At 64.3% G+C, this 23,662-nt stretch carries 17 protein-coding genes; 11 read left to right on the top strand and 6 right to left on the bottom strand.

Annotated features, from left to right (window positions below):
• Positions 1–82: 82 nt before the first annotated feature.
• The 4 genes from ASN89_RS00420 (at position 83) to ASN89_RS00405 (ending at position 4,044) form a co-directional block, all read left to right on the top strand.
• Positions 83–1,108 (top strand): PoNe immunity protein domain-containing protein, encoded by a 1,026-nt coding sequence (locus ASN89_RS00420; protein WP_058047885.1) that lies wholly within the window; start codon positions 83–85, stop codon positions 1,106–1,108.
• A gap of 79 nt (positions 1,109–1,187) precedes the next feature.
• On the top strand, positions 1,188–2,105 hold the full coding sequence (locus ASN89_RS00415; RefSeq protein WP_058047884.1) for a PoNe immunity protein domain-containing protein: 918 nt from the start codon (positions 1,188–1,190) through the stop codon (positions 2,103–2,105).
• Positions 2,106–2,107: 2 nt separating this feature from the next.
• Positions 2,108–2,929: a PoNe immunity protein domain-containing protein gene (locus ASN89_RS00410; RefSeq protein WP_058047883.1), complete on the top strand. Its 822-nt coding sequence runs from the start codon at positions 2,108–2,110 to the stop codon at positions 2,927–2,929.
• A gap of 11 nt (positions 2,930–2,940) precedes the next feature.
• Positions 2,941–4,044, top strand: coding sequence for a hypothetical protein (locus ASN89_RS00405; RefSeq protein ID WP_058047882.1), 1,104 nt, complete (start codon positions 2,941–2,943; stop codon positions 4,042–4,044).
• A 20-nt stretch (positions 4,045–4,064) separates the two neighbouring features.
• Here ASN89_RS00405 and ASN89_RS00400 read toward each other — a convergent pair whose 3' ends face one another.
• The 5 genes from ASN89_RS00400 to ASN89_RS00380 are packed head-to-tail and all read right to left on the bottom strand — an operon-like array spanning position 4,065 to position 11,465.
• Complete coding sequence (locus tag ASN89_RS00400) at positions 4,065–6,209, bottom strand: T6SS phospholipase effector Tle1-like catalytic domain-containing protein (RefSeq protein ID WP_058047881.1); 2,145 nt, start codon at positions 6,207–6,209, stop codon at positions 4,065–4,067.
• A complete protein-coding gene (locus ASN89_RS00395; protein ID WP_082654326.1) occupies positions 6,206–6,964 on the bottom strand; it encodes a DUF3304 domain-containing protein in 759 nt (252 codons plus the stop codon). Before ASN89_RS00395 ends, ASN89_RS00400 begins: the two co-directional genes overlap by 4 nt.
• Positions 6,961–7,776: a DUF4123 domain-containing protein gene (locus tag ASN89_RS00390; RefSeq protein WP_058047879.1), complete on the bottom strand. Its 816-nt coding sequence runs from the start codon at positions 7,774–7,776 to the stop codon at positions 6,961–6,963. Before ASN89_RS00390 ends, ASN89_RS00395 begins: the two co-directional genes overlap by 4 nt.
• A 3-nt stretch (positions 7,777–7,779) precedes the next feature.
• Positions 7,780–10,680, bottom strand: coding sequence for a type VI secretion system Vgr family protein (locus ASN89_RS00385; protein WP_058047878.1), 2,901 nt, complete (start codon positions 10,678–10,680; stop codon positions 7,780–7,782).
• Positions 10,677–11,465 (bottom strand): hypothetical protein, encoded by a 789-nt coding sequence (locus ASN89_RS00380; RefSeq protein ID WP_161911724.1) that lies wholly within the window; start codon positions 11,463–11,465, stop codon positions 10,677–10,679. The genes ASN89_RS00385 and ASN89_RS00380 overlap by 4 nt, the downstream gene beginning before the upstream one ends.
• A 217-nt stretch (positions 11,466–11,682) precedes the next feature.
• Here ASN89_RS00380 and ASN89_RS00375 point away from each other — a divergent pair, with 217 nt between their 5' ends.
• The 7 genes from ASN89_RS00375 to tssA are packed head-to-tail and all read left to right on the top strand — an operon-like array spanning position 11,683 to position 20,951.
• Positions 11,683–12,525 (top strand): M15 family metallopeptidase, encoded by an 843-nt coding sequence (locus ASN89_RS00375; RefSeq protein ID WP_058047876.1) that lies wholly within the window; start codon positions 11,683–11,685, stop codon positions 12,523–12,525.
• An 11-nt stretch (positions 12,526–12,536) separates the two neighbouring features.
• Complete coding sequence (locus tag ASN89_RS00370) at positions 12,537–12,806, top strand: PAAR domain-containing protein (protein WP_058047875.1); 270 nt, start codon at positions 12,537–12,539, stop codon at positions 12,804–12,806.
• Between the two features lie 31 nt (positions 12,807–12,837).
• Positions 12,838–14,274 (top strand): hypothetical protein, encoded by a 1,437-nt coding sequence (locus tag ASN89_RS00365; protein ID WP_152988389.1) that lies wholly within the window; start codon positions 12,838–12,840, stop codon positions 14,272–14,274.
• Between the two features lie 53 nt (positions 14,275–14,327).
• A complete protein-coding gene (gene tssM, locus ASN89_RS00360) occupies positions 14,328–18,080 on the top strand; it encodes a type VI secretion system membrane subunit TssM (protein ID WP_082654341.1) in 3,753 nt (1,250 codons plus the stop codon).
• Positions 18,077–19,060, top strand: coding sequence for a type VI secretion system-associated protein TagF (gene tagF / locus ASN89_RS00355; RefSeq protein WP_058047873.1), 984 nt, complete (start codon positions 18,077–18,079; stop codon positions 19,058–19,060). Before tssM ends, tagF begins: the two co-directional genes overlap by 4 nt.
• 2 nt (positions 19,061–19,062) lie before the next feature.
• A complete protein-coding gene (locus tag ASN89_RS00350; RefSeq protein ID WP_058047872.1) occupies positions 19,063–19,872 on the top strand; it encodes an OmpA family protein in 810 nt (269 codons plus the stop codon).
• Between the two features lie 47 nt (positions 19,873–19,919).
• The gene (tssA, locus tag ASN89_RS00345; RefSeq protein WP_058047871.1) at positions 19,920–20,951 is read left to right on the top strand and encodes a type VI secretion system protein TssA; all 1,032 of its coding nucleotides are present in this window, start codon (positions 19,920–19,922) and stop codon (positions 20,949–20,951) included.
• Positions 20,952–20,964: 13 nt separating this feature from the next.
• Here the strand turns inward: tssA and tssH are convergent, their stop codons facing one another.
• Positions 20,965–23,625 carry a type VI secretion system ATPase TssH gene (gene tssH / locus ASN89_RS00340; protein ID WP_058047870.1) on the bottom strand — a complete coding sequence of 887 codons (2,661 nt, stop codon included), beginning with the start codon at positions 23,623–23,625 and terminating at the stop codon, positions 20,965–20,967.
• Positions 23,626–23,662 lie beyond the last annotated feature (37 nt).

The raw sequence follows: 23,662 nt of genomic DNA, 5'->3' as shown, positions 1-23,662 counted from the left end.
GACAGCATGGGGATGCCTCCCTCGAAATTCGTCAGCGCTGAGATAAATTAACGTTCCACGGTGTTTAGCTTACAGGAAAACAATGAGTACCAGTCCATTCAATGCGCGGCGCCGGCAAAAATTTCTCCATGAAGACATTTACCATAACACGCGAAAAAACCAACTCGAATTATTTGAAGGACAATTTCTCAAAAAAAATATCGCTGAGTCGACACAAAGTCAAACTGTCATTTACCAGTTTTTGTATTTAGAAGAATTCTGGATCTGGATGCTCGACTATACCGCTGGTGAGCCAATCGAGACACTGGCGCTGCGCATCACGGGTATCGTGGATAAATTTGAAGAATGGAATGAAGTCGATCAACTCTATCAGCAGGAAGCGGCGCTCGATTTTCCAGAAGATGGGCCATATGGATACGAGGGTGCGCCGCAGTTTTCCACCCTTTCCGACTATGAGGACACACTACAACTGCTCAGCATCGCCATCCTGCTGCGCGATCAGCGTTCGGTGCGACGCATCATCCACGTGCTGCGCAGCCACCGTGGCCACGATGGGCTGTTCGAGCAATTGATTGGCGCATATGTCGAGGACATTCAAGACCTGGACACCTGCATTATTAACAAACCCTACAACACCCTGCTGCGAGTATTCCATGAGGAAGATGAGGAAGCTAGCTTGATCCTGCTTCAAAAATACCTGAAGCAGTGGTATCCAGCCATGAAAAATCATCCACGCTGGTACGATGAGCATCTCAACATCAACGAGGAAGGCTATGCCGCGTATTACGGTTACTGGGCCTTTGAAGCGGGTGCGACCGTCTTTATACTCGACCTGGACGACAGCCAGATCGACCATCTGGTCTACCCCAAAGATCTGGTCGACTATGCGCGAACATTATGGGAAGAAGGCCGCTACACCAGTCAGGAAACAGAACCACTGATACGCAAGGGACGCGTCGAGGGTGGCCAGCCCTGCCCTCAAACAGGTTTCTGGGAAACCCCAGCAAAGTTACACAGCCGCAGCCATTTTGAGCAGGGCCAAATCATGCCTGTTTTTGATGATGCTGCATACGGTGAAACCATCTGGCATTGGAGTGAAGAACAATAGCCCATTTTCCATCTAACACAATCAGCGACTGGCCCAGCGCCGAGCTGCGCCAGCAATCAGAAAGAACGACGGAAAAACAATGATGACAACCCCGTTCGACATGCGTCGCCGACAGCAATTTCTCTACGAAGATCTTTATAACAAAACGAGGGTAAATCAATTTTCGTTAATTAATGGGGGCATTGAAAACAAAAAAATAGCCGATTCGACGCTGGAAAATTCTTCAGTGCATCAGTTTTTATATTTAGAAGCGTTCTGGATATGGATGCTCGACTATACTGCGGGCGTGCCGATCGCTGCACTGGCGCCGCGCATCGCAGACATCGTGGATAAGTTTGAAGAGTGGAATAAGGTCGATCAATTCTGTCAACAGGAAGCAGCGCTCGAGTTTCCAGATTATGGGCCTTACGAATACAGTGGAGCGCCAGATTTCTCCATTCTTTCCGACTATCAGGACACACTGCAACTACTCAGCATTGCCATCCTTCTGCGCGACCATCATTCGGTTAAACGCATCATCTACATGCTACGCAGTCACCGTGGCCGCGATGGCCTGTTCGAACAATTGATTGACGGGTATGTGGAGGATGGACAAGCCCTCGACACCTGTATCATCGGCAAGCCCTATAGCACGCTATTGCAAGTGTTCTATAAGGAAGATGAGAAGGCCACGCTCGACCTGCTCCAAAAATACCTGAGACAGTGGTATCCGGCCATGAAAAATCATCCCCGCTGGTATGACGGGCATCTGAGAATCCGGGACGAAGGCTACGCTCCCTATTACGGTTACTGGGCATTTGAAGCGGGTGCGACGATTTTTTTACTTGACCTCGATGACAGCGGTATCGATCATTTCGCCTACCCGACAGATATCGTTGCGTATGGGCGTGCACTGCGCGAGGAAAACCGTTATACCAGCATAGATATGAATGCGGCGGACGATGTCGGACATGTCGAAAGCAAACAGCCCTGCCATGACACGGATTTTCGGGAGTAAGCATGCAGACTCTGGACGAACACACTTTTTTGGCGAGGCGCAGGGAACCGCTGCTGTCCTACGCGATTTACCTTGAAAGCAAAGACAGCCAGGACGAGTGCTTCGACATGTTGGAGGCAGGCTTGCAACAGCCTGCTGAAGTACTGCAAAATATCCCGCCAGAAAACTTCATGACGGCCACGCGCCAGCGGGCATGGGATGGCATCGACCTGCTCAGCCTGGCTTACAGCGCTGGTCATACGACAGCCGATCTGCGCGCGCTGTACCCCACGATACTGGAGTACTGGGAAGAGTTTGCCAGCTATGACAGGGCTTTTGACGTGCAGGCCGGCGCTGTGGAACAGGGGTTTCCCCACTTCGCCCTGCCTGGTAACGGCTACGAGCAGGTCAACCGGATGATCTGCCTTGGCATTCTCCTGGGTTGGGGCAATTTGCTACCGCGCCTGGCGCCTGTCATCGATTTCAACAACCCTGAAAAAGATGGGCTGATCGAACGCCTGCTGGCATTTTCCGTCGATGGCAGGGAGACCGCCTGGCCAGCATGCACGCGCCACCTGCCCTATTTCAAGACACTCAAGATATTCGCGGCAGAAAAACAGGCGCGTCCGGCATTGATGCTGGACTACCTGGAAAAATGGTATGACGCCAGCCGCCGCGAACCCTACTATGGCAGCCACGAGCGCGACACCTCATTTTCAGGCTACTGGTCATGGGAAGCGGCCGCCATCACCTGCCTGCTCGATATCGACGACAGCTGCTATCGCGATGCCGCATTCTATCCCGCCGACCTGACGGCATTCCACCGTCAGCCACTCTCTATATGATTGGAGCTCGCATGCGCAGCAAACCCGCCGTGATCGCAGCCTGCCTCATCTTCGCCACGCCCGCGCTGTCGCTCGCCGCCGACACGCCTTTCCCCGGCATTTATTCCGTCATCGATCCCGTCACGGGCATGACACAGGATGTGCTGAAGATCGAACCCTTCATCGATGGCGAATTCAACGTCTTTCCCCGTTTCGCGGGCGAGCGGGCATGGGCAGGCGTGCTCTCCGCCAAGGTCATGGGCGCCGGGGACCGCTACCTGGCCGAACCATTATTTACCCAGGACAGCAAGGTGCGTGCCCTGGCGATCGCAGACATCGGCTACCTGTACCGCACACCCGGCGACAGTTACTCACGCGATGGCCGCTCGGATACGGGCTACCTGAGCCATATCTTTGCCATCGGTATCAAGTCCATGCAGCGCCGTCCGCTGCTGGCAGGCCATGCCGAACGGGGCGAGCGCGGCCGGCATGACTACCGGCCCGGGGCCGGTGAAGCAAAGATAGCGGTCAGCACCTTGAACTACAGCGCCCGCCCCATCCAGGTCGGCGTCAGCGATGCCGGCAATCCGGCCAATGCCGTCGATACCGATCCCCTGAACCCTTATATGGGCAGCGCCGCCAATTGCTGTTTCTACCTGCCGGCCACCCCGCACAAGCCGGTACGGGTCAACATCGAGTACCGCTGGCTGCCGGACGGCAAGCCGGAAACGCGCACGCGACCGCTGCCGGCCGGCACTGCCACCGAGGAACTGCTGGTCATCGTGCAAGCCGATGGCCAGCTGGCGCTGGAATTTCGCGCCTCGCACGCGTCGTTGTCGATGACGGAGGATGGCGGTGTGAATGCCGGCAATGGCCGTCTGTATCCGGCCCTGCCCGCCGCCGCGCGCAAGGCCGTGCTGGCAGCGGAACTGGCGCGTCAAAAGAATTCTCTGCAAGACATCAGCAAAAAACTGGAGAAACTTCCCCCGACGACACCGTTGCAGCTCACGCAGCAGGCGGCAGAACAAGTCGCAGCGAGGCAGACTGCCGTGACCTATCTGGAAGCATTTTCCGCATGCAAAGCGACGGTGCGCGAGTGCGACAAGCAAGCCAGGGCGGCGGCAGGCATGCAATGATGATCGGGGGCCGGACGCCGTCAGGCAATGGCCTCTTCCGTCGGCTGGCGATTGCTCGATATCAGCACGCTGTCATAGCCGCTGTATACCTTACGGTAGCGCAAATACCCGGCCTTGCCGGACAGGCCATAGCTGGCCCAGCTTGAATCGAACGGTTCGCGCCCTTCCGTCTTCATGCGCGGGATCTTGCCCGTGCGTTCGAACTCCTCCGCCGCCTTGCGCTCTGCATCGTCGAGGCCATCTTTTATCGGCGTAAATTGTTGCAGACCGGTAGTCGACTTCATGCCATAGGTGCGCGCCATCATCTTTTGCCGCTCTTCGTGGTCTTTTGCTTCGCGAATATTGTACTGTTGCACCCTTTTCCGCTTCGCATTCATGGCTTTCAGCTTCTCGATCAGAGCGCCTTCATTGTCCGGATTACCGGGAATCAGCTTGAACCACGCGCGCGAATCGTGCACATAATTGTCAAAGAAATTGAGCGTCTCCGCACCAAGCGGCGGCGCACTGTTCCACCACGTCGCGATCTCTTCCCATTCATTGTCGTGGTCATTGTCAAAACCAGGTTCCTGTGCCTGCGGCTTGAAACCCTTGCCTTTCTCTGCCATCCATTTTTCGAACACCTGGATTTCCTGCTCAAATTCCTGGTTAGCGCTGTGCAAATCGTTCTTGTCGAAATTGGAAGCACGGCCAAAGCTGGCCGTCGATTCCAGCGGTGTTTTGCTGGTGAGCCGCCGCGACCTGTGCCATAAAATATGATTCTTGCCCTGTTCACGCATGATGGCCGTCAAGGTGCCCGTCTTGACCTTGCATGTGGCCAGATAGGCGTTCAATGCCGTGATCGTCTCCGGCGCGACCTTGAAGCGCTCCTTGGCAACGTCATTGGCAAATTCCAGCTTCAGGGGCACGCCTGCCAGCCTGGCCGCACGGTACATATAGATCAGCGGTATGCGCGACAGCATGTCGCCCCCCATGCTGTCCAGTCCACGGCCCTGTTCGCCGGGCATATAGCCACAGCCGAGATCGGAGTGCACGCCAGGGACGACCACTTCATCGCAATTGGGCGGCAGCACCTGTTTGACGGAGATCGAGTCAAGCGGAAAGCTGCGCCGCAATTCATGCGCTGCCACCAGATGCAGGCATGGAATACCCGGAGGGATACGCAGGCTGTCATCGGTATCGGCCCAGCCGCCATGGCCATCGAACATCTTGCCCATCAAGCTGTTACCCAAGGTATTGCCCAGCCCGACGGACGCCACCGTATCAAACAAGCCGAGGAAGTTGAATGCCACCTCGAAACCGCCGAGTGTCATCACGCCCTCTTTCTTGCACATGCGGGCATCGAGCGTACACATCGACATGAGCCAGTTGAGAAAAGCCCGCGCCTGCGTGGCGCCGCGCGAAAAACCAAAAATGGAGATGAATATTTTCTTTACCGTTGCCGGGTCTTTTTGCCTGGCATTGCCGTATTTGTCGGGCATGTGGACGGCAATTGCCGCATGCAGGCGCTTGAGTATTTTTTCAAATTCAAGACGCGTCTTTTCATTTTGCTCGTCATTCGGCATTTCCGCTTCAAACCGGCGGCGTGGCTGCATCAGCCGCCGCCGTGCCCTGTCGAGCACGATTCTATTCAGGATCGACCTTGTTTCGTCGGGCGATAGCAGGGGCTTTTTCAGAAAATAGCGGTGTATATTATTAATTGCCTGCAGCAGCGCCCACATAATACGGCCTTCGCCGCCATACCCGGCAGCGGCGCCCCGGGTCAGTTGCAAACCGCTGCCGCTATCGCCGATCTGCTCGAACGGCGAAGCCACGCCAGGAATATACACCTTGAAGAAATGCGAATACGCCTCCTTTTCGTGTTCCCAATCGGTAACAACAGGCAGTACTGTCGGCGTGCTCAGGCCGGGAAAACAGTCATATAACCGGGCGACATTCGAGTGATTCTTCGTGGCATCAGCCTGAATATAGTTATTTTTTGTGCCGTCAAAGAAAAAACCAAAAAACAGGTTGGTCTTGCAGGTTGCGCAGGGAGGGCTGGCGGCAGACTTCTCGATAGCCTCCGTCGTCTTGCGTATTTTTCTCGCATCAAGGTCAGAAAAAAAGGTAGCGAAATCAGCAGCCTTGGAAAACTCCGCCGGGACGGGCTCAATCAATCTGAAACTCATGGGCGTTCCTTTTTTAACTGTTCCAATTTGCTTCGGCTCCCCGCCAGCAAACGGGCATAGTCCGCGCGCAAATACGCATGAAAGCGCGCATCGCCGGGGCCCGTAAACTCGCCGAGCGCCTTCGGGTCCGATTTGCGTTCGGATTCCCATACTTCCCTGGCATGCTTGAGCGGCGCCAGCCGCATCTGTTCCAGCAGCTTTTCCCACAACGTAATATCGCCCGTCGCATCATCGATATAAATATCCCATCGTTTGCGCTGATACTCGAGCGACGGCATCGGCCACCCTTTGATTTTCCCCGGCCAGCTGGCGTGGTCGGGCTGGTAATCGCTGGTAACGAGGCTCAGCTTCCCATCGGCGTCGCGCAGCACCCACAGCTCGCCCGGCTTGCCATCGGCATACGCGGGTACTTCGAGCAACTGCTTCTGCTGTACTTCCGGCAAGCTGCCATCGGCCTTTCTGGGCAGCCAGTGGGTGGCGTCGACCCGCACCTGGATGCCGGGACGCCAGCGCCGGGGCAAGTCGTAGCAGCACAGAGTGCCGCCGGCGGCGTACGGGTCGATCAGCTCGCCGCCGCCCCTGTTCGCCTCGTTCTTTGGATCAACAATGACGTAACTGAAGACCTCGCCGCTGTAATTGACGCCGTGTATGCTGACGGGCACGTCCTTGTCAGCGCAGGCGCTGAGCATGGGCAGCAACAGCACGCCCATTGTCAACGCGCGCAAGCCCCTGCTGGCCGGTGCTCGAGCGCTCATCGTGCTTCCCCCTGCTCTTGCAGGCTGGCTTGCTGGTACGGCACGGCTTCGGCCGATGCGCCACGCCTCAGCCAGCGCTCGCACCAGTCTGCCTTGTCATAGGTATCGAGCGGCTCGTCCTCGATAGCGGCCAACGCTTGCGCCACGAGAAGGTAGGCGCCATGGCGGTCCTGGCTGTGGTCATGGCCGCGCTCGTAGAGCACGGCGAGTATTTCATCGGTTTCGCTGTCACTGACCAGGCTGGCAAACTGCTGTTCGCTCAGCACCACCGGGCGTTCGGCATGGGCGCTGTCCTGCCGCAGCACGGGCAATTGCCGCCAATGGCCGTCGCGGGCGATGTACGACCAGCTGACGGCAGGTCCCGCCAGCTGGGCCTGCTGTTCCCGTGTCAGCGCGGCATGGATGGCGGGCAGCCGGCGCGTATCGGGAAAGCGAAAATTGAAGCGCTGTCCATCGGCTTCGACGATGCACCAGGCGGCCAGCCGCGAAGCCAGTTCCGCCAGGCTTTCGCGCGTGGCGATGGCGCTCAGCATGGGCCAGCCGCTGCAGCGCGCCAGCCACGGCGCCTCCGGGGGGGCGGAGAAAGCGGCGGAGTAAGCCAGCAGCAGCGGCGACACATCGCGCGTGGCATCCGTGCACCCGGGCAGCGCCTCGAACAGCAGCGAAGGCGACAGTGCTGCCAGCTTCCGGTGCAGTCCCGGCAGGAAAGCGCCGTCGAGCAAGAGATACAGCCGTGCCTGCCCTTGCGTGGCCTCGCGCGCCAAGGTGTCGAGATGTGCCTGCCAGCCGTCGGCATAAGGGGCGATCAGCATCGTCTATCCTGCCATGGTAAAGGCGGAGCCGGCCATCAATGACTTCTTCAGGCACTCCACGCAGATACTGCTGGGCAAACCGGGCATCGCATACGCCATGCTTTCCGGACCGATAAAACTCTTCTTGCCGGCATGCACCGTGATCTTGCCCGGACATTGCACGGTGATGTTGCCGCCCTCGATCGTGATGTTCGCCCCGCCCGCCGTCGACAGGCGGATGCTTTTGGCCGCCGCCCAGTCGATGTGCGCGGCGGCGCTGACGATATTGACTTCCTCGCGCGCCTGCACGTTGAGCACGTCTGCCTGCGCCTCGAACTCGATGGACTGTTTGGCGGCGATCAGCTGCAGGCCGGTATTGTTCTCGCCCGCCTTGACGACGCCGGCCAGCGCGCCAATGGCCTGGCCGCTGTGCACGCGCAGCTGGCCGCCGCCGACGAACTGGGTGTCCTGGCCGCTCATCAGGGAAGCCGTTTCTCCATTCGCCAGCTGGATGTCCTGGCTGGCCAGCACGCCCAGGCCGGCGCGGGCGGCGATGGCGATGATGGCGTCGCTGCTGTGCGGCAGCTTGTCGTCGCCGGGGCTGGTCGGCTTGCCCGCCGCGTCGCGCCGCGCGGCGGCGGTGCTGTCCTGGCTCAGCATGCCGGAGGCGGTGGTGAGGAAGGCTTGCAGGGGCGCCGCCTTTTCGTCCAGCACGCTGGTGTTCGCCTTGGCCGGGCCCAGGTGGCTGGCATACGCGACCGTCTTGTGCGTGACGGCGGCGGCGCTGAAGGTTTCACCCAGCTTGGCCGCCTGCTTGAGCAAGACCATGCCCGGCGCATTGTCGCCGGCCGGATCGCGCGCCTGCGCGTCGTGGTTCACGAGGTAGCTGGAAATCAAGAGCCCGGCACCGGCCCGCACGGCGCCGTAATCGTCGGTGCGCAGTTCGGCGCCCAGGCCGCGCAGGCTGCCCCGGTAATTGTCGGCCGCATGGATCAGGTGGCCAAGACCGAGCGCGCTTGCCGCATGGCTGCTCTTGAGCTCGATGCGCCCCTGCTGGTCGGTATCGTCGAACAGCAGCTGGTTATAACCAGAGCCGGAGCCGGCGGCGCCGAATTCCTTGCTGCGGATACCCCATTGCGCGGCGCCGTTACGGTGGCCGGCGCTGCCGCCGGCCGCGCCATGCCAGAGCGGACTGTTGCCGCCCGCCACGTTGCCCTGCGCCGATGGCGCATGGTCGCGCGCCGGTTCGAATACGCTGGCGTCCGCGGGTTTGTCCGTGACGCCGCCCGGCGTGGGGGCGATGCCGCCCTCGCCCTGCCCGTTGTACAGGGCGCCAACGATGATGGGCCGGTCAATATCGTTTTCCAGGAATTGCACCAGCACTTCCTGGCCGATGCGCGGCAGGAACTGGCTGCCCATGCCGCCGCCGGCAGCACGCTGCGCCACGCGCACCCAGCAGGTGGCGCTGCCATCAAGTTGCCAGTGGAAACGGATGCGCACCCGGCCCAGCTTGTCGCAATGGATTTCGCTGCCGCCGCTGGCGCTGCCGTCGGCGCCGACGACGATGGCGCTCTGGCTGCCGCAGGCCGTCGGCTTCGGGTGGTGGCGTATATCGTCCGTATCTTGCAGCGGCCGCCATGGCGTGTCGGCCGCGATGGCGTCAAGATGATTGGCATAGCCGCTCTCGACGGCCTGCGCGATCACCTGTGCGAGAGGCGCCACGCCCATCGACGGCGAAGCCAGGCCGGCGAACGCCGTTTGCAAGGTTTCCTGCAACAGTTCCGGGATCGGGCCGAACAGTTCAGCCAGGCCCTGTCTGACGGGCGCCGGCAAGTTATTCACGCCTACGCTGCACACGCGCAGCACGACCAGCGCCGGCGCCTCGGCACCGTCCTGCTGCAACGGTCCCTGCGTCAAGGTAAAGCGGGTGCCGGCACGCAAGGTGCGCACGGTCGAACGGGCGTGCCAGCGTTCGCCGCGCGCTTCGATCGCCTGCATCTGCAGCAAGGCATAGCGTTCGGCCTGGGCCGCATCGGCATAGAAATACTGGCCAGGCGCATCATAGCTTTCCAGCGCGGGCGCGTTTTTCCCGCCCGGCGCCAGCCGCGTCGGCACGCTGGCGCTGACGGCTTTCTTGGCCTTGTAGTCGTAGCTGAGCACTGTCGCCACTGCCGTGCACAAGGCGCGTGCCCGGCCGAGCGCCTGGATGGAGTCGGCCTGTTCCATGACCCGCGCGCCATGAAATCGGATGCCGCCTCCTTGCGCACTGCTGGCGTCTTCCGGCACCGCGCTCAAGGCGCTGCTATCGGCGAACAGTACCAGGCAATGTCCGCCATCGTGTTCCTCAAAACGCCAGGCCAGACCTTCTTCGCTCAACAGGCGCGTGACGAAGGCCAGGTCCGACTCGCGGTACTGGCAGCAATAGCTGCGCGGCTGCGCCTCGGCCATGAACGGCCCCGTGTCGCCGCTCCAGCGCCAGTCGGCTTGCGGCGCGTAGGCCTGGAACACGCTGTCGACGATCTCTATCACGCTCTTGTCTTGCCAGACGCGACTGTTGCGCACCTGGCTCAACAACCATAGCCACGGCGTCAGGCGCAGCCGGAAACGGGCCAGTCCGCCGTCGCTGCCCAGCATCGCCGCTTCGCTGATATAGCCGCTGAAGACGGCACGGCTGCCGTCGGCCAGGCTGGCGTGCAGCGCGGCCGGCTTGCCCAGCAGCGGCGCCAGCGCCACGTTGGCATCCGTGGACAACACGATGATGTCGCGCACGCCCACCGCCTGCAACTGCTCGTCGGCGGCAAACGCTTCCACCAGCCACTGTGCCGTCCCGCCCTCGCCGCCGTCCAGCGACAGCTCGTACAGCCGCGTCACGCTGCTGAAACCAGCCAGGGAGGCGTTGACCTGATCGGCGCTTGCGGCACTCATTTCCCGCCTTTCGCGTCAGCTTGCCCGGCCTGGCATTGCGCGTTGTCGCCATGGCCCTGGCAGGCGCGCGCGTGGCACGCCACGGCGGCGTCGCGCTTGAGCGCCGCGCATTGCCGCAACTGGGCCCGTAGGCCCGCAGCGGTTTTCTTTGGCGCCGGCGCGGCCTGCGCATGGGCCAGCAGGGCCGACAGCAAAGCGATATCGCTGTCTTCCGCGCGGCGGGCGGGCGTTGCCGTAGGCACTTTCGCCGGCGTTTTTTTGGCTGCGGGGCGAGCCGCCCTGGCTGTCTGTTTCACCGCAGCGGCCGGTGGCGATGGCGTTTCCAGCGCCTTGCTCAACACATCGCCGGGGTGCGCGGCACTCGCGTTCCGGGCAGCGGCAGTGGCGGCAGTGGCGGCCGCGCCGGCATCGAGCATGTCGCTCAGGCTCTGCTGCGGTACGGCGGCGCCGGACGGCGCCTCGTCATGGATGCTGGCGGCGGCCGGCGGCGCTTCCACGGCGCTGGCGATGGGCAGGGAAAACGGCGCCGCCAGCCCATCGTCGTCTCCAGCCCGTTCTCCGCGCTGCCCCAGCCAGACGCCAGCGGCCACCAACAGCAGCAGCGCGGCCGCCGCGCCCATGCCCGCGCGCAGGGACAGCCTGCCACGCCGGCTCCTGGCGGACGAGCCGGTATTGCCACCCTCGAGCGTGGTCAGGATGCGGTTACGGTCGGCCTCCGCCTGTTGCGCCTGCGTCAACAGGCTGGGCCGGGCCGGGAGCCGGGGGCTATCGTCATGAGTTCGCAAAATGTGCGCTCCTGTAATATTTGCAAGACTTTACGCTATTCAACAAAATCATGACGCGTGCCATAAAATCAACAGTGCGCACCCCCGCACAATTGAAAAACGCCCGCCTTAATTATCAGTTTTGTAAGATATACTTCCAGGCAATATCCATCGCTTCCCTGTTTCCGCCCGATGGACAGCACCGTTCCGCAGCCAAACATTTTTGATTGAGGTTAGCGTGTTCCTACTCGCGGTAGCGCTGTATTTCATCCTGGCATGCCTGATCAGCTGGCTGATCCTGTTCCCGGCCGGGCGCGATTTCGTGCTGCACGCCGTCGATGGCGCGGAGCAGCGCCTCGCCGCCTGCCTGCAGCGCGTGGCCAGGCGCCGGCAGACGGGGATGGCCAGCCTGGGACAGCGCATCGCCACGCTGCTGGCTCGCACTGCCGGCCTGCTGCGCCGTCATTACCTGCTGTGTCTCGCGGGCGTGGCCGCGCTCAGCCTGCCGACCCTGCTGGCCCTGATGGCCGACAGCAAATCCATGCTGGGCGCCTATGATGTATCGACGCGTGAAATGAATACGCAGGTGGCCAGCCTGCTGCAGGGCGAGCAGCTGGTGCCCCCCGTTGACCTGCCGCCGCTGGTGTTTGCCACGGAAGAAGTGCGCCAGGAGCGCCCGCTGCTGGTATCGGCCAGCCGCAACTGGACCTTGCTGAATGGGGAATACGCGCAGCGCCTGCTGCTGGTGTTCAAGATCATGAAGGAAAAACATGGCTACGAGATGGCGCTGCTGGAAGGCTACCGCAGCCCCGAGCGGCAAACCATGTTGGCGGGCATGGGGCCCAACGTCAGCAACGCGGCCGCCTTTCAAAGCTGGCACCAGTACGGCCTGGCGGCCGACTGCGCCTTCCTGCGCAATGGCAAGCTGATCATTTCCGAGAAGGACCCGTGGGCCATGCGCGGCTACCAGCTGTATGGCGAAGTGGCCGAATCGGTCGGCATGACGTGGGGCGGACGCTGGAAAATGATGGATTTCGGGCATACCGAGCTGCGCCTGCCCGGCGTAATGAAAAAACACTGAGAGGAGCGCGTATGGCCGGTCCCGTAATCAGATTAGGCGACAAGACATCGCATGGCGGCACCGTGCTGGAAGCATCGGCGGTGAGCGACAGCGGCGGCATCGGCATGGCGCGGGTCGGCGACAAGGTAGCGTGTCCCCTGCCCGGCCATGGCGTCTGCCCCATCGTCAGCGGCGACCCCAGCCTCATCGTCGATGGCAAGCCGGTGGCACGCCACGGCGACAAGACCAGCTGCGGCGCGCTGCTGATCGCCAGCCAGCAAGCCACCACAGACCAGGCATGACGGCCCTGCCCGTATGCGGAGCAGCCCGCTGATGCGCCCCTGGCTGCGGCGCTGCCTGCTGAGCGTGTCCGTCTTTGCGCTATGCTGGACGGGCGCCATCGCGTATTGGCGCGACAGCACGCGCATGCCTGCGCCGGGCGAGCTGGCCGGCGCCATGCTGGCGCTGCCGCTGGCCCTGCTGTTGATGCTGTGGCTGGGTAAAAAGCTGCTGGCCAAACTGCTGGCCGGACCCGCGCTGGCCGCGGCGCCGGGTCTTGCCGCCCCACTCCAGGCCGAGGCGGCGGCCCCGCCCGCGACGCCGGCGCCGCTGCATATCGTGGCCGCCACCGTGCGCATGCCGGGCGGCGCCACGCCGGCGCAATTGCTGGCCGCCATGCGCTCCCGGCAAGCCCGCCCCGCGCTCGACGGGCAGCTCCTCGATGAAGACGGCTATCCGCTGCTGTGCGGCAGGGTGGACGGCATCGACGAAGAGACGCAGCAGCCATTGCTGGCCGCCTGGCTGCGCGAACATCCGCAGGCCGGCCTGGCCAGCGAACCGTTCCCCTTCAATCCGGAAGACCTGCGCGCGCTGGCCCTGGGCGCCCAGGTGCTGGCCGAACTGCTGGACGAAGCCCTGCAGCATGCACTGTCGGCAGGCGCACCGGCCTCGCTGGCCAGCGCGCTGCCCATGCTGCGGCTGCACCTGCTGATGCCGGCCTTGTGGAGCGTCGCCCAGCGCCAGGCCGGCGACGCCTGGCTGCGCCACCTGGCGCGCGAGCAGGGCTGGCCGGTGCAGAAATTGCTGCCGGCCGCCGAGCCAAGCACCGGGCAACCGGCGCCGTTTGCGCTGTTGAATGCGCTTGCCGGAGACGCGCCACCGCAGCCGCCCGGCCTGTCCATCGTGCTGGCCTGCGACTCCTGGATAGGCGAACTGCGCGTGCATGCACTGGCAAGCCAGGGCCAGCTGTTCAGCGCCGCTCAGGCGAACGGGCAGATCCCCGGCGAAGGCGCGGCCGGCCTGCTGCTGGCCGGTCCAGGCGCAACGGCGCCGCTGGGCGAGCCGGCGCCAGTGCTGCTGCACCGCGCCGCCACGGGCGAACTGCCGCAAGGCGCCAGCCGGCGCGGCGAAGCGGACAAGAGCCTGCTGGCGGACCTGGGCCGGCAGGCGCTGGCCGCGGCAGGCGACGATGCGGCGGCAGGCATCGCGCTGGTCAGCGCCGATACCGACCAGCGCGCGCCCCGCATGCTCGAACTGATGCAATGCGCCGGCGCCCTCTTGCCCCAGCTGGACCTGGGCGAGCAGGTGCTGGGCGTCGGCGCCGCATGCGGCCAGTGCGGCGCCGTCACGACACTGGCCGCACTGGCCATGGCGCGGCAAGCCGCGGCCGACGATGACGCGCAAATCTTATGTCTCAGCAACCTCGATCCACTCCAGCGCGGCGCCCTCGTCATTGGTCCGCCCGCGCAAAGCAGTCACGGCTCCACCTGATACGGCGACGTCCCCTCCACGCACATTAACGGTTTGCACACTATAAAATTATGATGCAACGATTCTGGCACTCCCTGACCTCACGCACCAGCCTGCTCATCCTCGGCATCGCGGCCGCCGTCCTGCTGCTGTTCGCCTGCGCCGTCATTTTCGACTGGCCGACCACCCGGCTGGCGCCTTTGCTGGCTGCGGCGGCGCTGCTGGGCGCCATCGTGTGGTGGCTGCGCCGCCGCCGGCGCCGGCGCGAGGGCGCCAGCTTCAACAGCATGCTCGAGCAGCAGGCGGCCGGTGCGGCGCCCAAGGCCGGCCCGGTGCAGCGCGAGGAAACGGAAGCCATCCGCAAGCGCATGCTGGAAGCGATCAATACCATCAAGACATCGCGGCTGGGCCAGCTGTCGGGCGATGCGGCGCTGTACGAACTGCCCTGGTATATGATCATCGGCAATCCCGCCGCCGGCAAGAGCACGGCGATCGCCAATTCGGGCCTGCAGTTTCCTTTTGTCGACAGCAAGATCGTGCAAGGCATGGGCGGCACCCGCAACTGCGACTGGTTTTTCACCACCGACGGCATCCTGCTCGACACGGCCGGACGCTACGCCATCAACGATGAAGACCGCGCCGAGTGGTTCAGTTTCCTCGCCCTGCTGAAAAAACACCGCAAGCGCGCGCCGATCAACGGCATCATCATCGCCGTCAGCATTGCCGAGCTGACCGGCAGCAAGCCTGAATTCGCCATCGAACTGGCCAAGAACCTGCGCCAGCGCGTGCAGGAACTGACGGAGAAGCTGGAAGTCCATGCGCCCGTGTACGTGGTATTCACCAAGGCTGACCTGATCACCGGCTTCAGCGAATTTTTCCAGGATGCCGAGCGCGCCGAACGCGACAAGGTCTGGGGCGCCACCCTGCCCTACGGCGTCAACAACTCGAAGCAGGACGTGCTGGAACAGTTCGACCAGCGCTTCGACGAACTGTACGATGGCCTGAAGGACCTCAGCCTGGCCAATATGTCGCTGCTGGGACGCGAGCGCATGCCGCCCGGCGTGTTCACCTTCCCGCTGGAATTCAGTTCCGTGAAGGGGCCGCTGCGCGCCTTCATCGCCACGCTGTTCGAGGAAAACCCGTTCCAGTTCAAGCCCGTCTTCCGCGGTTTCTATTTCACCAGCGCGCTGCAGGAAGGCGCTTCCGTCTCCGCCTCGTCGGAACGGGTGGCGCAGCGCTTCGACCTCAAGCCGCAGCCGCAGGAACACCAGGCCGTCCAGGCCCAGGACCAGCACGGCTACTTCCTGCTGAACCTGTTCCGCAAGGTGATCTTCGCCGACCGGGAACTGGTGGCGCAATACGCCAGCCCGCGCAAGACGCGCTTGCGCTATGCCACGTTTTTCACCGCCATCGCGCTGGCCGGCCTGGCGCTGGGCGGCTGGAGCTGGTCCTACCTGGCCAACCGCCAGCTGGCGGCCAATGTCCAGGCCGACCTGGAGCAGGCCATCAAGGTGCAGGACAAGCGCCTGGACCTGCAGTCGCGCTTCCAGGCCCTGGAAATCCTGCAGGACCGCATCGAGCAGCTGGAAGCGTACCGCAGCAAGCGGCCGCTGGCGCTCAGCCTGGGCCTGTACCAGGGCGATTTGCTGGAGCGCAAATTGCGCGAGGAGTATTTTTCCGGCCTCAAGGAAGTCATGCTCGCGCCGGTGGCGCAGTCGCTGGAGTCGTTCCTCGCGGAAGTGAACGCGGGCGCCGACCGGCTGCAGCCGCTGGCGGCAGTGCCAGCCGGCACGACGGCCGCGACCACAGCCAGTCCGCCAGTCAGTGCGACAAGCCAGCCCTTCAAGGATGCCGCGCCGACGAACGTGGAAGATGCCTACAATGCCCTGAAAACCTACTTGATGCTGGGCGACAAGTCGCGCGCAGAGGCGGGTCATTTGAACGACCAGCTGACCCGCTACTGGCGCGGCTGGCTCGACGCCAACCGGGGCAACATGCCGCGCGAACAGATGATCCGCAGCGCCGAACGCCTGATCTCGTTCTACCTGACGCAGATCGACGACCCGTCCTGGCCGCAGATCGAGAACCAGCGGGCGCTGGCCGACCAGTCGCGCGACAGCCTGCGCCGCGTGGTACGCGGCATGCCGGCGCGCGACCGCGTGTATGCGGACGTGAAGGCGCGCGCCGCCACGCGCTTCCCGTCGATGACGGTGGCGCGCATCGTTGGCGAGCAGGACAAGGAACTGGTGCTGGGCAGTTACGCCATCCCCGGCACATTCACGCGCGACGCCTGGGAAAAATACATCCAGCAGGCGTTCCAGGAAGCGGCCAACCGCGAACTGCAAAGCGCCGACTGGGTGCTCAAGACGGCGTCGAAGGATGACCTGACCCTGGAAGGCAGCCCGGAACAGATCCAGAAGGCGCTGGTGGAACTGTACAAGACCGATTACGCCAGGGAGTGGCAGAAATTCATCCAGGGCGTCAGCATCCGCGAATTGAACGGTTTCGACAATGCGGCGCAGGCGATGAACCGCCTCGGCGATCCGCAAGCCTCGCCCCTCAACAAGCTGATCGAGACGGTGTACCAGGAAACCTCGTGGGACAACCCTTCCCTGCTGGGCCAGGGCTTGCAGCGGGCCCAGCGCGGGGTGATGGACTGGTTCCGCGAAACGGTGCTGCGCCAGAAGCCCGCCGCCACAGTGACGGGCCAGACCGGCGGCGCCATGCCGATGGGCCCTGTCGGCCGCGAGTTTTCCGGCGTGGCGCGCCTGGTGGTGGCGCGCGACAAGGAAGCGTCGCCCATGCGCGGCTACCTGGCGGCACTGTCGAAGCTGCGCGTGCGCTTCAACCAGATCAAGAACCAGGGCGACACGGGTCCCGGCGCCAAGCAGCTGATGCAGCAGACGCTCGACGGCAACGGTTCGGAACTGGCCGACGCGCTGAAATACGTGGACGAGCAGATGCTGACCGGCATGAGCGATCCGCAAAAGCAGGCCATCCGCCCGCTGCTGGTGCGACCGCTGATGCAGACCTTCGCCGTCATCGTCAAGCCCACCGAGACGGAGATCAACAAGGTATGGCTGGCCCAGGTCCTCGAACCGTTCCAGAAAACCCTGGCGCCGAAATATCCGTTCGCGCCCGACTCGCGCATCGAGGCGAGCAATGCGGACATCGGCCAGGTATTCGGCCCCGAAGGCGCCATCGCCAAGTTCTTCAACACCACCATCGGCCCGCTGGTCGTGCGGCGCGGCGACGCCATCAGCGCCAGGACCTGGGCCGCGATGGGCATCACCCTGGCGCCGCCGGTGGTGGCCAGCCTGCCCGGCTGGGTCGCGCCGCTCAGCGCCAACGGCGTGGCCACGGCGGCCGGCGCCGCCGAAGCGCAGACGCGCTTCGACCTGCAGGCGCTGAGCGCGCCCGGCGCCACCGAATATACGATCGAGATCGATGGCCAGGCGCTGCGCTGGCGCGGCCAGCCGCAGCCCTGGGTGCACATGGTCTGGCCCAACCCGCAGGGCGTGCCAGGCTCGCGCATCAGCGCCATCACGCCGGAAGGGCGCACGGTGGTGCTGCTGAACGAACCGGGGCATTTCGGCCTGAAGAAGATGATCGACTCGGCCAAGCGCACGCGCAAGGAGGGCGGCGTATTTGAACTGAGCTGGGAAAACAGCGGCGTCACCGTGACGGCCAACCTGAAGATCGTGGCCGCTGCCGCACCGGCGCCCGCCTCCGCCGGGAACCAGGGTTTCCGTGGCCTGAAACTGCCGGAATCGGTGGCCATCGGCGCGCCGGAAACGGCCACCGCCATCGCCGGGAATACGCCATGAGCCGCCCTACCGCTACCCAGATCGGCTATTTCGGCAAGATTCCCAGCCGCGGCGACTTCATCAAGCACGGCGACAACCCGGCCCTGCTGAAGATACTCGACGACTGGCTGGCCAACGCCATGGAACTGATGACGGCCGATGCGCGCTGGAAGCTCACCTACGATGCGCTGCCGCCGCTGCATTTCGCCTTCATCGGCCCGCGCCGTGGCCGCGCCATCGCCGGGCATATCGCCGCCAGCAGCGATGCCTCGTCGCGCCGCTTTCCCTTCCTGATGATGGGCGCCATGGAAGTGGCGCAGCCGGCCGGCTTCGTGCCGACCAGTCCGCTGGTGCTGTCGCGCCTGTGGAACCGCCTCGATGCCATGAGCGCCGAGATGTGCGGCGCGGCTGCCGGCGCCGCGCTGCCGGCGGCCGCCGCGGGCGCCAGCATCGAACTGGACTTGCGCGGAAGCGCCTACGAGGCCGCCTTCGACGACTTCCTCGGCCTGCAGACGGTGGGCGCGCTCGACGCCCTGCTGGCGCCCACGGGTTTTGGCGGTTCCGTGCGCCAGGTGCTGCTGGCCCTGGGCATGCTGCTGCAGCCCGTCATGGCCAGCAGCTCCAGCCGGCTGGAAAAAAGCCTGGAACTGCCGCTGCCGGCCGACCCGCTGTACCGCAACCTGGTGGCGGCCTTCTGGATGCACCTGATCGCCCCATTCCTGGCGCGCGCCGACTTCGAACTGGCGCTGTTCATCACCCGCATCCGCGGCCGCCATGCGCTGGTGCTGGGTTTTTGCGGCGCCTCCGCGCAGACCCTGCACGCCATCATGGAACCGCAGGCGGCGCTGGAGCACCACATCGCCTTCGACGACCTGGCCTGGGTCGAGGAACAGGCCGACAGCGACTACGCCATCAAGAAAGCCTCGAGCTACCTCGCGCAGGCCAACCTGTCACTCAAATCGGCGCACGACACGTTCCGTGCGGCCTTCATCGGGAGCTGATCATGCACATCCGCCTTGCCATCCTTCTCGGCCTCGCATGCGCGCTGGCCGGCGCCAATGCGCAAAACGCCGCCGCGCCGGTGGCCGCTGTCTCGGTACCGGCGGCCGCCACGCCGCAACCGGGCCAGGTACTGGCCAGCGGCACGGTACCGGACGAAGCGGCCAAGGCGGCGGTGCTGCTGCGCCTGCGCGAACTGTATGGCGCCGACAAGGTGGTCGACCAGATCGCCGTCGGCCAGGTCGCGCAGCCGGCAAACTGGAACGCCTATGTGCAAAAGCTGCTGACGGCGGACCTCAAGCAGATCCGCCGCGGCCAGCTGAAGATCGAAGGCAGCGTGGTCAGCGTGCGCGGCGAAGTGGCCAACGAGGCGCAGCGGCAAAAGATCGCCAGCGACTTCGCCACCAGCCTCAATCCCACGTACACCGTCAACAACGGCTTGCGCGTGTCCGCCTCCGAGCAGAACATCCTCGACGGCGCGCTGGCCAACCGCACCATCGAATTCGAGAGCGGCAAGACGACGCTGACGCCGTCGGGCCGCGCCATCCTCGACGAAATGAGCGCGGCGCTGCACAAGCTGGCGGGCCGCAAGGTCGACATCATCGGCCACACCGACAACCTGGGACTGCGCGCCAGCAACCAGAACCTGAGCCAGGCGCGCGCCGAGGCGGTCAAGATCTACCTGGCCGGCAAGGGCATCGACGGCGACCTGCTCAGCGCTTCCGGGCAGGGCCCGGACCGTCCCATCGCCAGCAATGACAGCGCCGACGGCCGCGCGCGCAACCGCCGCATCGAATTTCGCATGGTCCAGTAAGACCGCACCATACCGAGCAAACCATCCGCCCACTGCCGAGAACACACATGATTTCAGCCGACCAGCTCCTGCTTCCCATCAGCGCCGAACAGCCATGCGGCGTCGACCTGTCCTTCTCCACCGACTTCGACGCCATCGGCCAGGCGCGCAAGTTCGACGACCCCACGCTCGACCAGGGCGAGTGGGTCACCGACCTGAAGGAAGCCGACTGGGCCTTCGTGCTGCAGCGCTGCGCCGCCCTGCTGGGGGAAAAGAGCAAGGACTTGCGGCTCGCCGCCTGGCTGGCCGAAGCCAGCGCCAGGCAAGACCATTTGCGCGGGCTGGGCGAAGGCTATCGGCTGCTGGCGGGGCTGCTGCGCCAGTACTGGGACCTGGGCCTGTACCCGCAGCCCGACGGAGACGACCACGAGCAGCGCATCGGCAACCTGGGCTGGATCCTGGCGCGCACGCCGTCGCTCGTGCGCGCCATGGCGCTGACGGACAAGCAGTCGGGCGGCTGGTCGACGATCGACTTCGAGACGGCGCGCAAGCGGGCCGCCAGCAACCAGGACGGTGTCAACGGCACCAGGCTGGTGGACATGGAGGCGGCGCGGCGCGGCACGTCGTCGCAATTCCGCGCCGCTTTTGCGGCCGACGCCCAGTTCTGCCTGGACGCGCTGGCCGAGCTGGAACAGGCCGCCGATAGCCGCCTGGGCAAGGACAGTCCGGGCTTTTCCATGGCGCGCGAAGCGCTGCAAACGATGCAGCTGGCCCTGCCGGCCGCGGCCAGCCCTGCCGCCAGCGTCGCGGCCGCGCCGGTGCCCGCTGGCGGCCAGGCGGCGGGGGCCGCCGTGCTGGCGCTGCCGCCGGCGGCGCCAGGCGAGCTGCACAGCCGCGCCCAGGCGCTGGCGCAGCTGCGCCAGGTGGCGCAGTACTTCCGTCAGACGGAGCCGCACAGTCCCGTCTCGTACTTCGCCGACAAGGCCGCCAACGCGGGCGAGCAGAACCTGCACGAATGGCTGCGCGGCGTGGTCAAGGATGGCGCCTCGCTGGCCCACATCGAGGAGCTGCTGGGCATCGCGCCCGGCAGCGGCCACTGAACCGGTTTGGCGCCTATTTGATCGTATACCGGAACTGCCCCTGCTTGCCGGCGCTGGCCTTGATACGGCTGATGCCCTGCCCTTCCGCCATGCGCGCCAGCACGGCTTCGGCGATCTCCGGCAGCAGGCTGCCATTGAGGATATTGTCGACATTGCGCGCGCCCGAATCGACTTCGGTGCAGCGCGCCAGCACCGCCTCGACCAGCGCCTCGTCGTAGATAAACTCGGCCTGGTGATTGGCGGCGATGCGGGCGGCGATGCGGCCCAGCTTCAAGCCGATGATACGGGCCAGCACGTCGTCGCCGATCGGATAATAGGGAATCACCTTCAGGCGCCCCAGGAAAGCGGGCTTGAAGACCTTCAGCAGTTGCGGACGGATGGCCAGCTCGAGCTGCTCCGGCGTCGGCAGCTGCTCTTGCGGCAAGTTCAGGCACGCCTGCATCATGGTGGCCGACGCCACGTTCGAGGTCAGGATGATGATGGTATTTTTAAAATCGATCTCGCGTCCCTCGGCATCGTCCATCACGCCCTTGTCGAAGACCTGGAAGAACAACTCCATGACATCGGGATGCGCCTTTTCCACCTCGTCGAGCAGCAGCACGCTGTACGGATTGCGGCGCACGGCCTCGGTCAGCACGCCGCCTTCGCCATAGCCGACATAGCCGGGCGGCGAACCCTTCAGCCCCGACACGCTGTGGGCTTCCTGGTATTCGCTCATGTTGATGGAAATGAGCTTGCGTTCGCCGCCGTACAGCACGTCGGCCAGCGCCAGCGCCGTTTCCGTCTTGCCGATGCCGGACGGGCCGACGAACAGGAACACGCCCTTCGGCTTGTCGGGGTCGTCCAGGTTGGCGCGCGCCGTGCGAACGCGCTGCGCCACCGCCTCGATCGCGTGGGGCTGGCCCAGCACGCGCTCCTGCAGCAAGTCCTTCAGCCGCAGCACGGTCTTGAGTTCATCCTTGACCATCTTGCCCAGCGGGATGCCGGTCCAGCCGGCGACGATTTCCGCCACCACGTGACCGTCAACCTGCACCGGCACCAGCGGCGTCTCGCCCTGCAGCGACGCCAGTTCGGCCTGCAGCGCCAGCAGCTCGCGCCCCTGGCCCGCGTCGGCCGGCGTGCCGTCCTCGAGCTGCCGGCGGATCGCCTGGATCTGTTCCGACAGCGTCTTTTCGCTGTCCCAGCGCGCGGCCAGCTGCGCGTGCTCCTGCGTGGCGGCGCCGCGTTCGGCATCGAGCCGCTGCAGCCGCGCGCCATGGCGCGCGCCGCCGCTCTCCTCGCGCGCCAGGGCCGATGCTTCCGCATCGATGCGCTCGCGCCGGCGCGCCACGCTGTCGAGCAGGGCCGGCGTGGCGCTCTGCCCCAGCGCCACCCTGGCGCAGGCCGTATCGAGCACGCTGATGGCCTTGTCCGGCAGCTGGCGGCCCGCGATGTAGCGGTGCGACAGGCGCACGGCCTCGGTAATCGCCTCGTCGAAGATGCGCACCTTGAAATACTGCTCCATCAGCGGAGCCATGCCGCGCAACATGGCGCACGCCAGCTCTTCGCTCGGTTCCTCGATCTTGACGACCTGGAAGCGGCGCGCCAGCGCGGCATCCTTTTCAAAATATTTTTTGTACTCGCCCCAAGTGGTGGCGGCGATGGTGCGCAGCTCGCCGCGCGCCAGCGCCGGTTTCAGCAGGTTGGCCGCATCGTTCTGGCCGGCGCTGCCGCCGGCGCCTATCATCGTATGCGCCTCGTCGATGAAGAGGATGATGGCGTGCGCGCTCCTGCCCACTTCGGCGATGACGTTTTTCAGGCGGTTTTCGAACTCGCCCTTGACGCTGGCGCCGGCCTGCAGCAGGCCCATGTCCAGCGTGTGGATCTCCACGCCCTGCAGGATGTCGGGCACGTCGCCCTGCACGATGCGCAAGGCCAGGCCCTCGACCACGGCCGTCTTGCCGACCCCGGCCTCGCCAGTCAGGATGGGATTGTTCTGGCGCCGCCGCATCAGGATGTCGATCGCCTGGCGGATTTCCATGTCGCGCCCGATCACGGGATCGACCTTGCCGGCGCGCGCGCGCGCCGTCAGGTTGACGGTGAACTGGTCCAGTGCCGGCGTTTTCGACGCTGCCGCCGCGCCGGCCAATTCCCCCACGGGATCGCCGCCGGCATCGCTCGCTTCCTCCTGCCCTGTAGCCGCCACGCCGCCTTCCTGCGAGCCCTCGGTCAGCTTGTCGAGCCCGTGCTTGATCTCGTCGAGCTTGAATTCGTGGAACAGCGCCGAGCCCCGGTAGGCCAGCTGTGCCAGTTCCGGCTCGGTCAGCAGCGCCTGCAGAAGGTGGCCGCTGCGGATGCTCACCTGCCGCCCGGCCCGCAAATCGAGCGAAGCGATCAGCCAGGCATGCTCGAACAGCTTCGGCAGGCGCACGGAAAACACGGGCGTGCGCGTGTTGCCCGTCTGCAGGCGCGCCACTTCGGCGCGCAAATCCGCTTCCAGCATGCTCACGCTGACGCCGCTCCTGCAGGCAATCAGCACGAAATCGCTGCGCGGCTGCTCCAGCAACGCGAGGAAGACGTGCTCGAGGTCGACTTCGTACTGCCCCAGGCCGACACAAAGGCTGGCCGCGCGCGTGGCGGCCGTGCGGCAGGTGTCGTTCAACTTGCTGATCAATGTTTTCAGGTTGATGCTCATGGGGCGGCGGTCCTTGTCGGGTGATGGTTGGCGAAAT

This window comes from Janthinobacterium sp. Ant5-2-1 (assembly GCF_001445815.1).
In the GTDB taxonomy this organism is placed as follows: Bacteria; Pseudomonadota; Gammaproteobacteria; order Burkholderiales; family Burkholderiaceae_D; genus Janthinobacterium; species Janthinobacterium lividum_E.
This window is presented reverse-complemented; position numbering and strand designations above follow the sequence as displayed.

Excerpts from the sequence above, each read along its gene's own strand:
- ASN89_RS00420 (WP_058047885.1), top strand. The coding sequence starts at position 83 with ATGAGTACCAGTCCATTCAATGCGCGGCGCCGGCAAAAATTTCTCCAT.
- ASN89_RS00415 (WP_058047884.1), top strand. The coding sequence starts at position 1,188 with ATGATGACAACCCCGTTCGACATGCGTCGCCGACAGCAATTTCTCTAC.
- ASN89_RS00410 (WP_058047883.1), top strand. The coding sequence starts at position 2,108 with ATGCAGACTCTGGACGAACACACTTTTTTGGCGAGGCGCAGGGAACCG.
- ASN89_RS00405 (WP_058047882.1), top strand. The coding sequence starts at position 2,941 with ATGCGCAGCAAACCCGCCGTGATCGCAGCCTGCCTCATCTTCGCCACG.
- ASN89_RS00400 (WP_058047881.1), bottom strand. The coding sequence starts at position 6,209 with ATGAGTTTCAGATTGATTGAGCCCGTCCCGGCGGAGTTTTCCAAGGCT.
- ASN89_RS00395 (WP_082654326.1), bottom strand. The coding sequence starts at position 6,964 with ATGAGCGCTCGAGCACCGGCCAGCAGGGGCTTGCGCGCGTTGACAATG.
- ASN89_RS00390 (WP_058047879.1), bottom strand. The coding sequence starts at position 7,776 with ATGCTGATCGCCCCTTATGCCGACGGCTGGCAGGCACATCTCGACACC.
- ASN89_RS00385 (WP_058047878.1), bottom strand. The coding sequence starts at position 10,680 with ATGAGTGCCGCAAGCGCCGATCAGGTCAACGCCTCCCTGGCTGGTTTC.
- ASN89_RS00370 (WP_058047875.1), top strand. The coding sequence starts at position 12,537 with ATGGCCGGTCCCGTAATCAGATTAGGCGACAAGACATCGCATGGCGGC.
- ASN89_RS00365 (WP_152988389.1), top strand. The coding sequence starts at position 12,838 with ATGCGCCCCTGGCTGCGGCGCTGCCTGCTGAGCGTGTCCGTCTTTGCG.
- tssM (WP_082654341.1), top strand. The coding sequence starts at position 14,328 with ATGCAACGATTCTGGCACTCCCTGACCTCACGCACCAGCCTGCTCATC.
- tagF (WP_058047873.1), top strand. The coding sequence starts at position 18,077 with ATGAGCCGCCCTACCGCTACCCAGATCGGCTATTTCGGCAAGATTCCC.
- ASN89_RS00350 (WP_058047872.1), top strand. The coding sequence starts at position 19,063 with ATGCACATCCGCCTTGCCATCCTTCTCGGCCTCGCATGCGCGCTGGCC.
- tssA (WP_058047871.1), top strand. The coding sequence starts at position 19,920 with ATGATTTCAGCCGACCAGCTCCTGCTTCCCATCAGCGCCGAACAGCCA.
- tssH (WP_058047870.1), bottom strand. The coding sequence starts at position 23,625 with ATGAGCATCAACCTGAAAACATTGATCAGCAAGTTGAACGACACCTGC.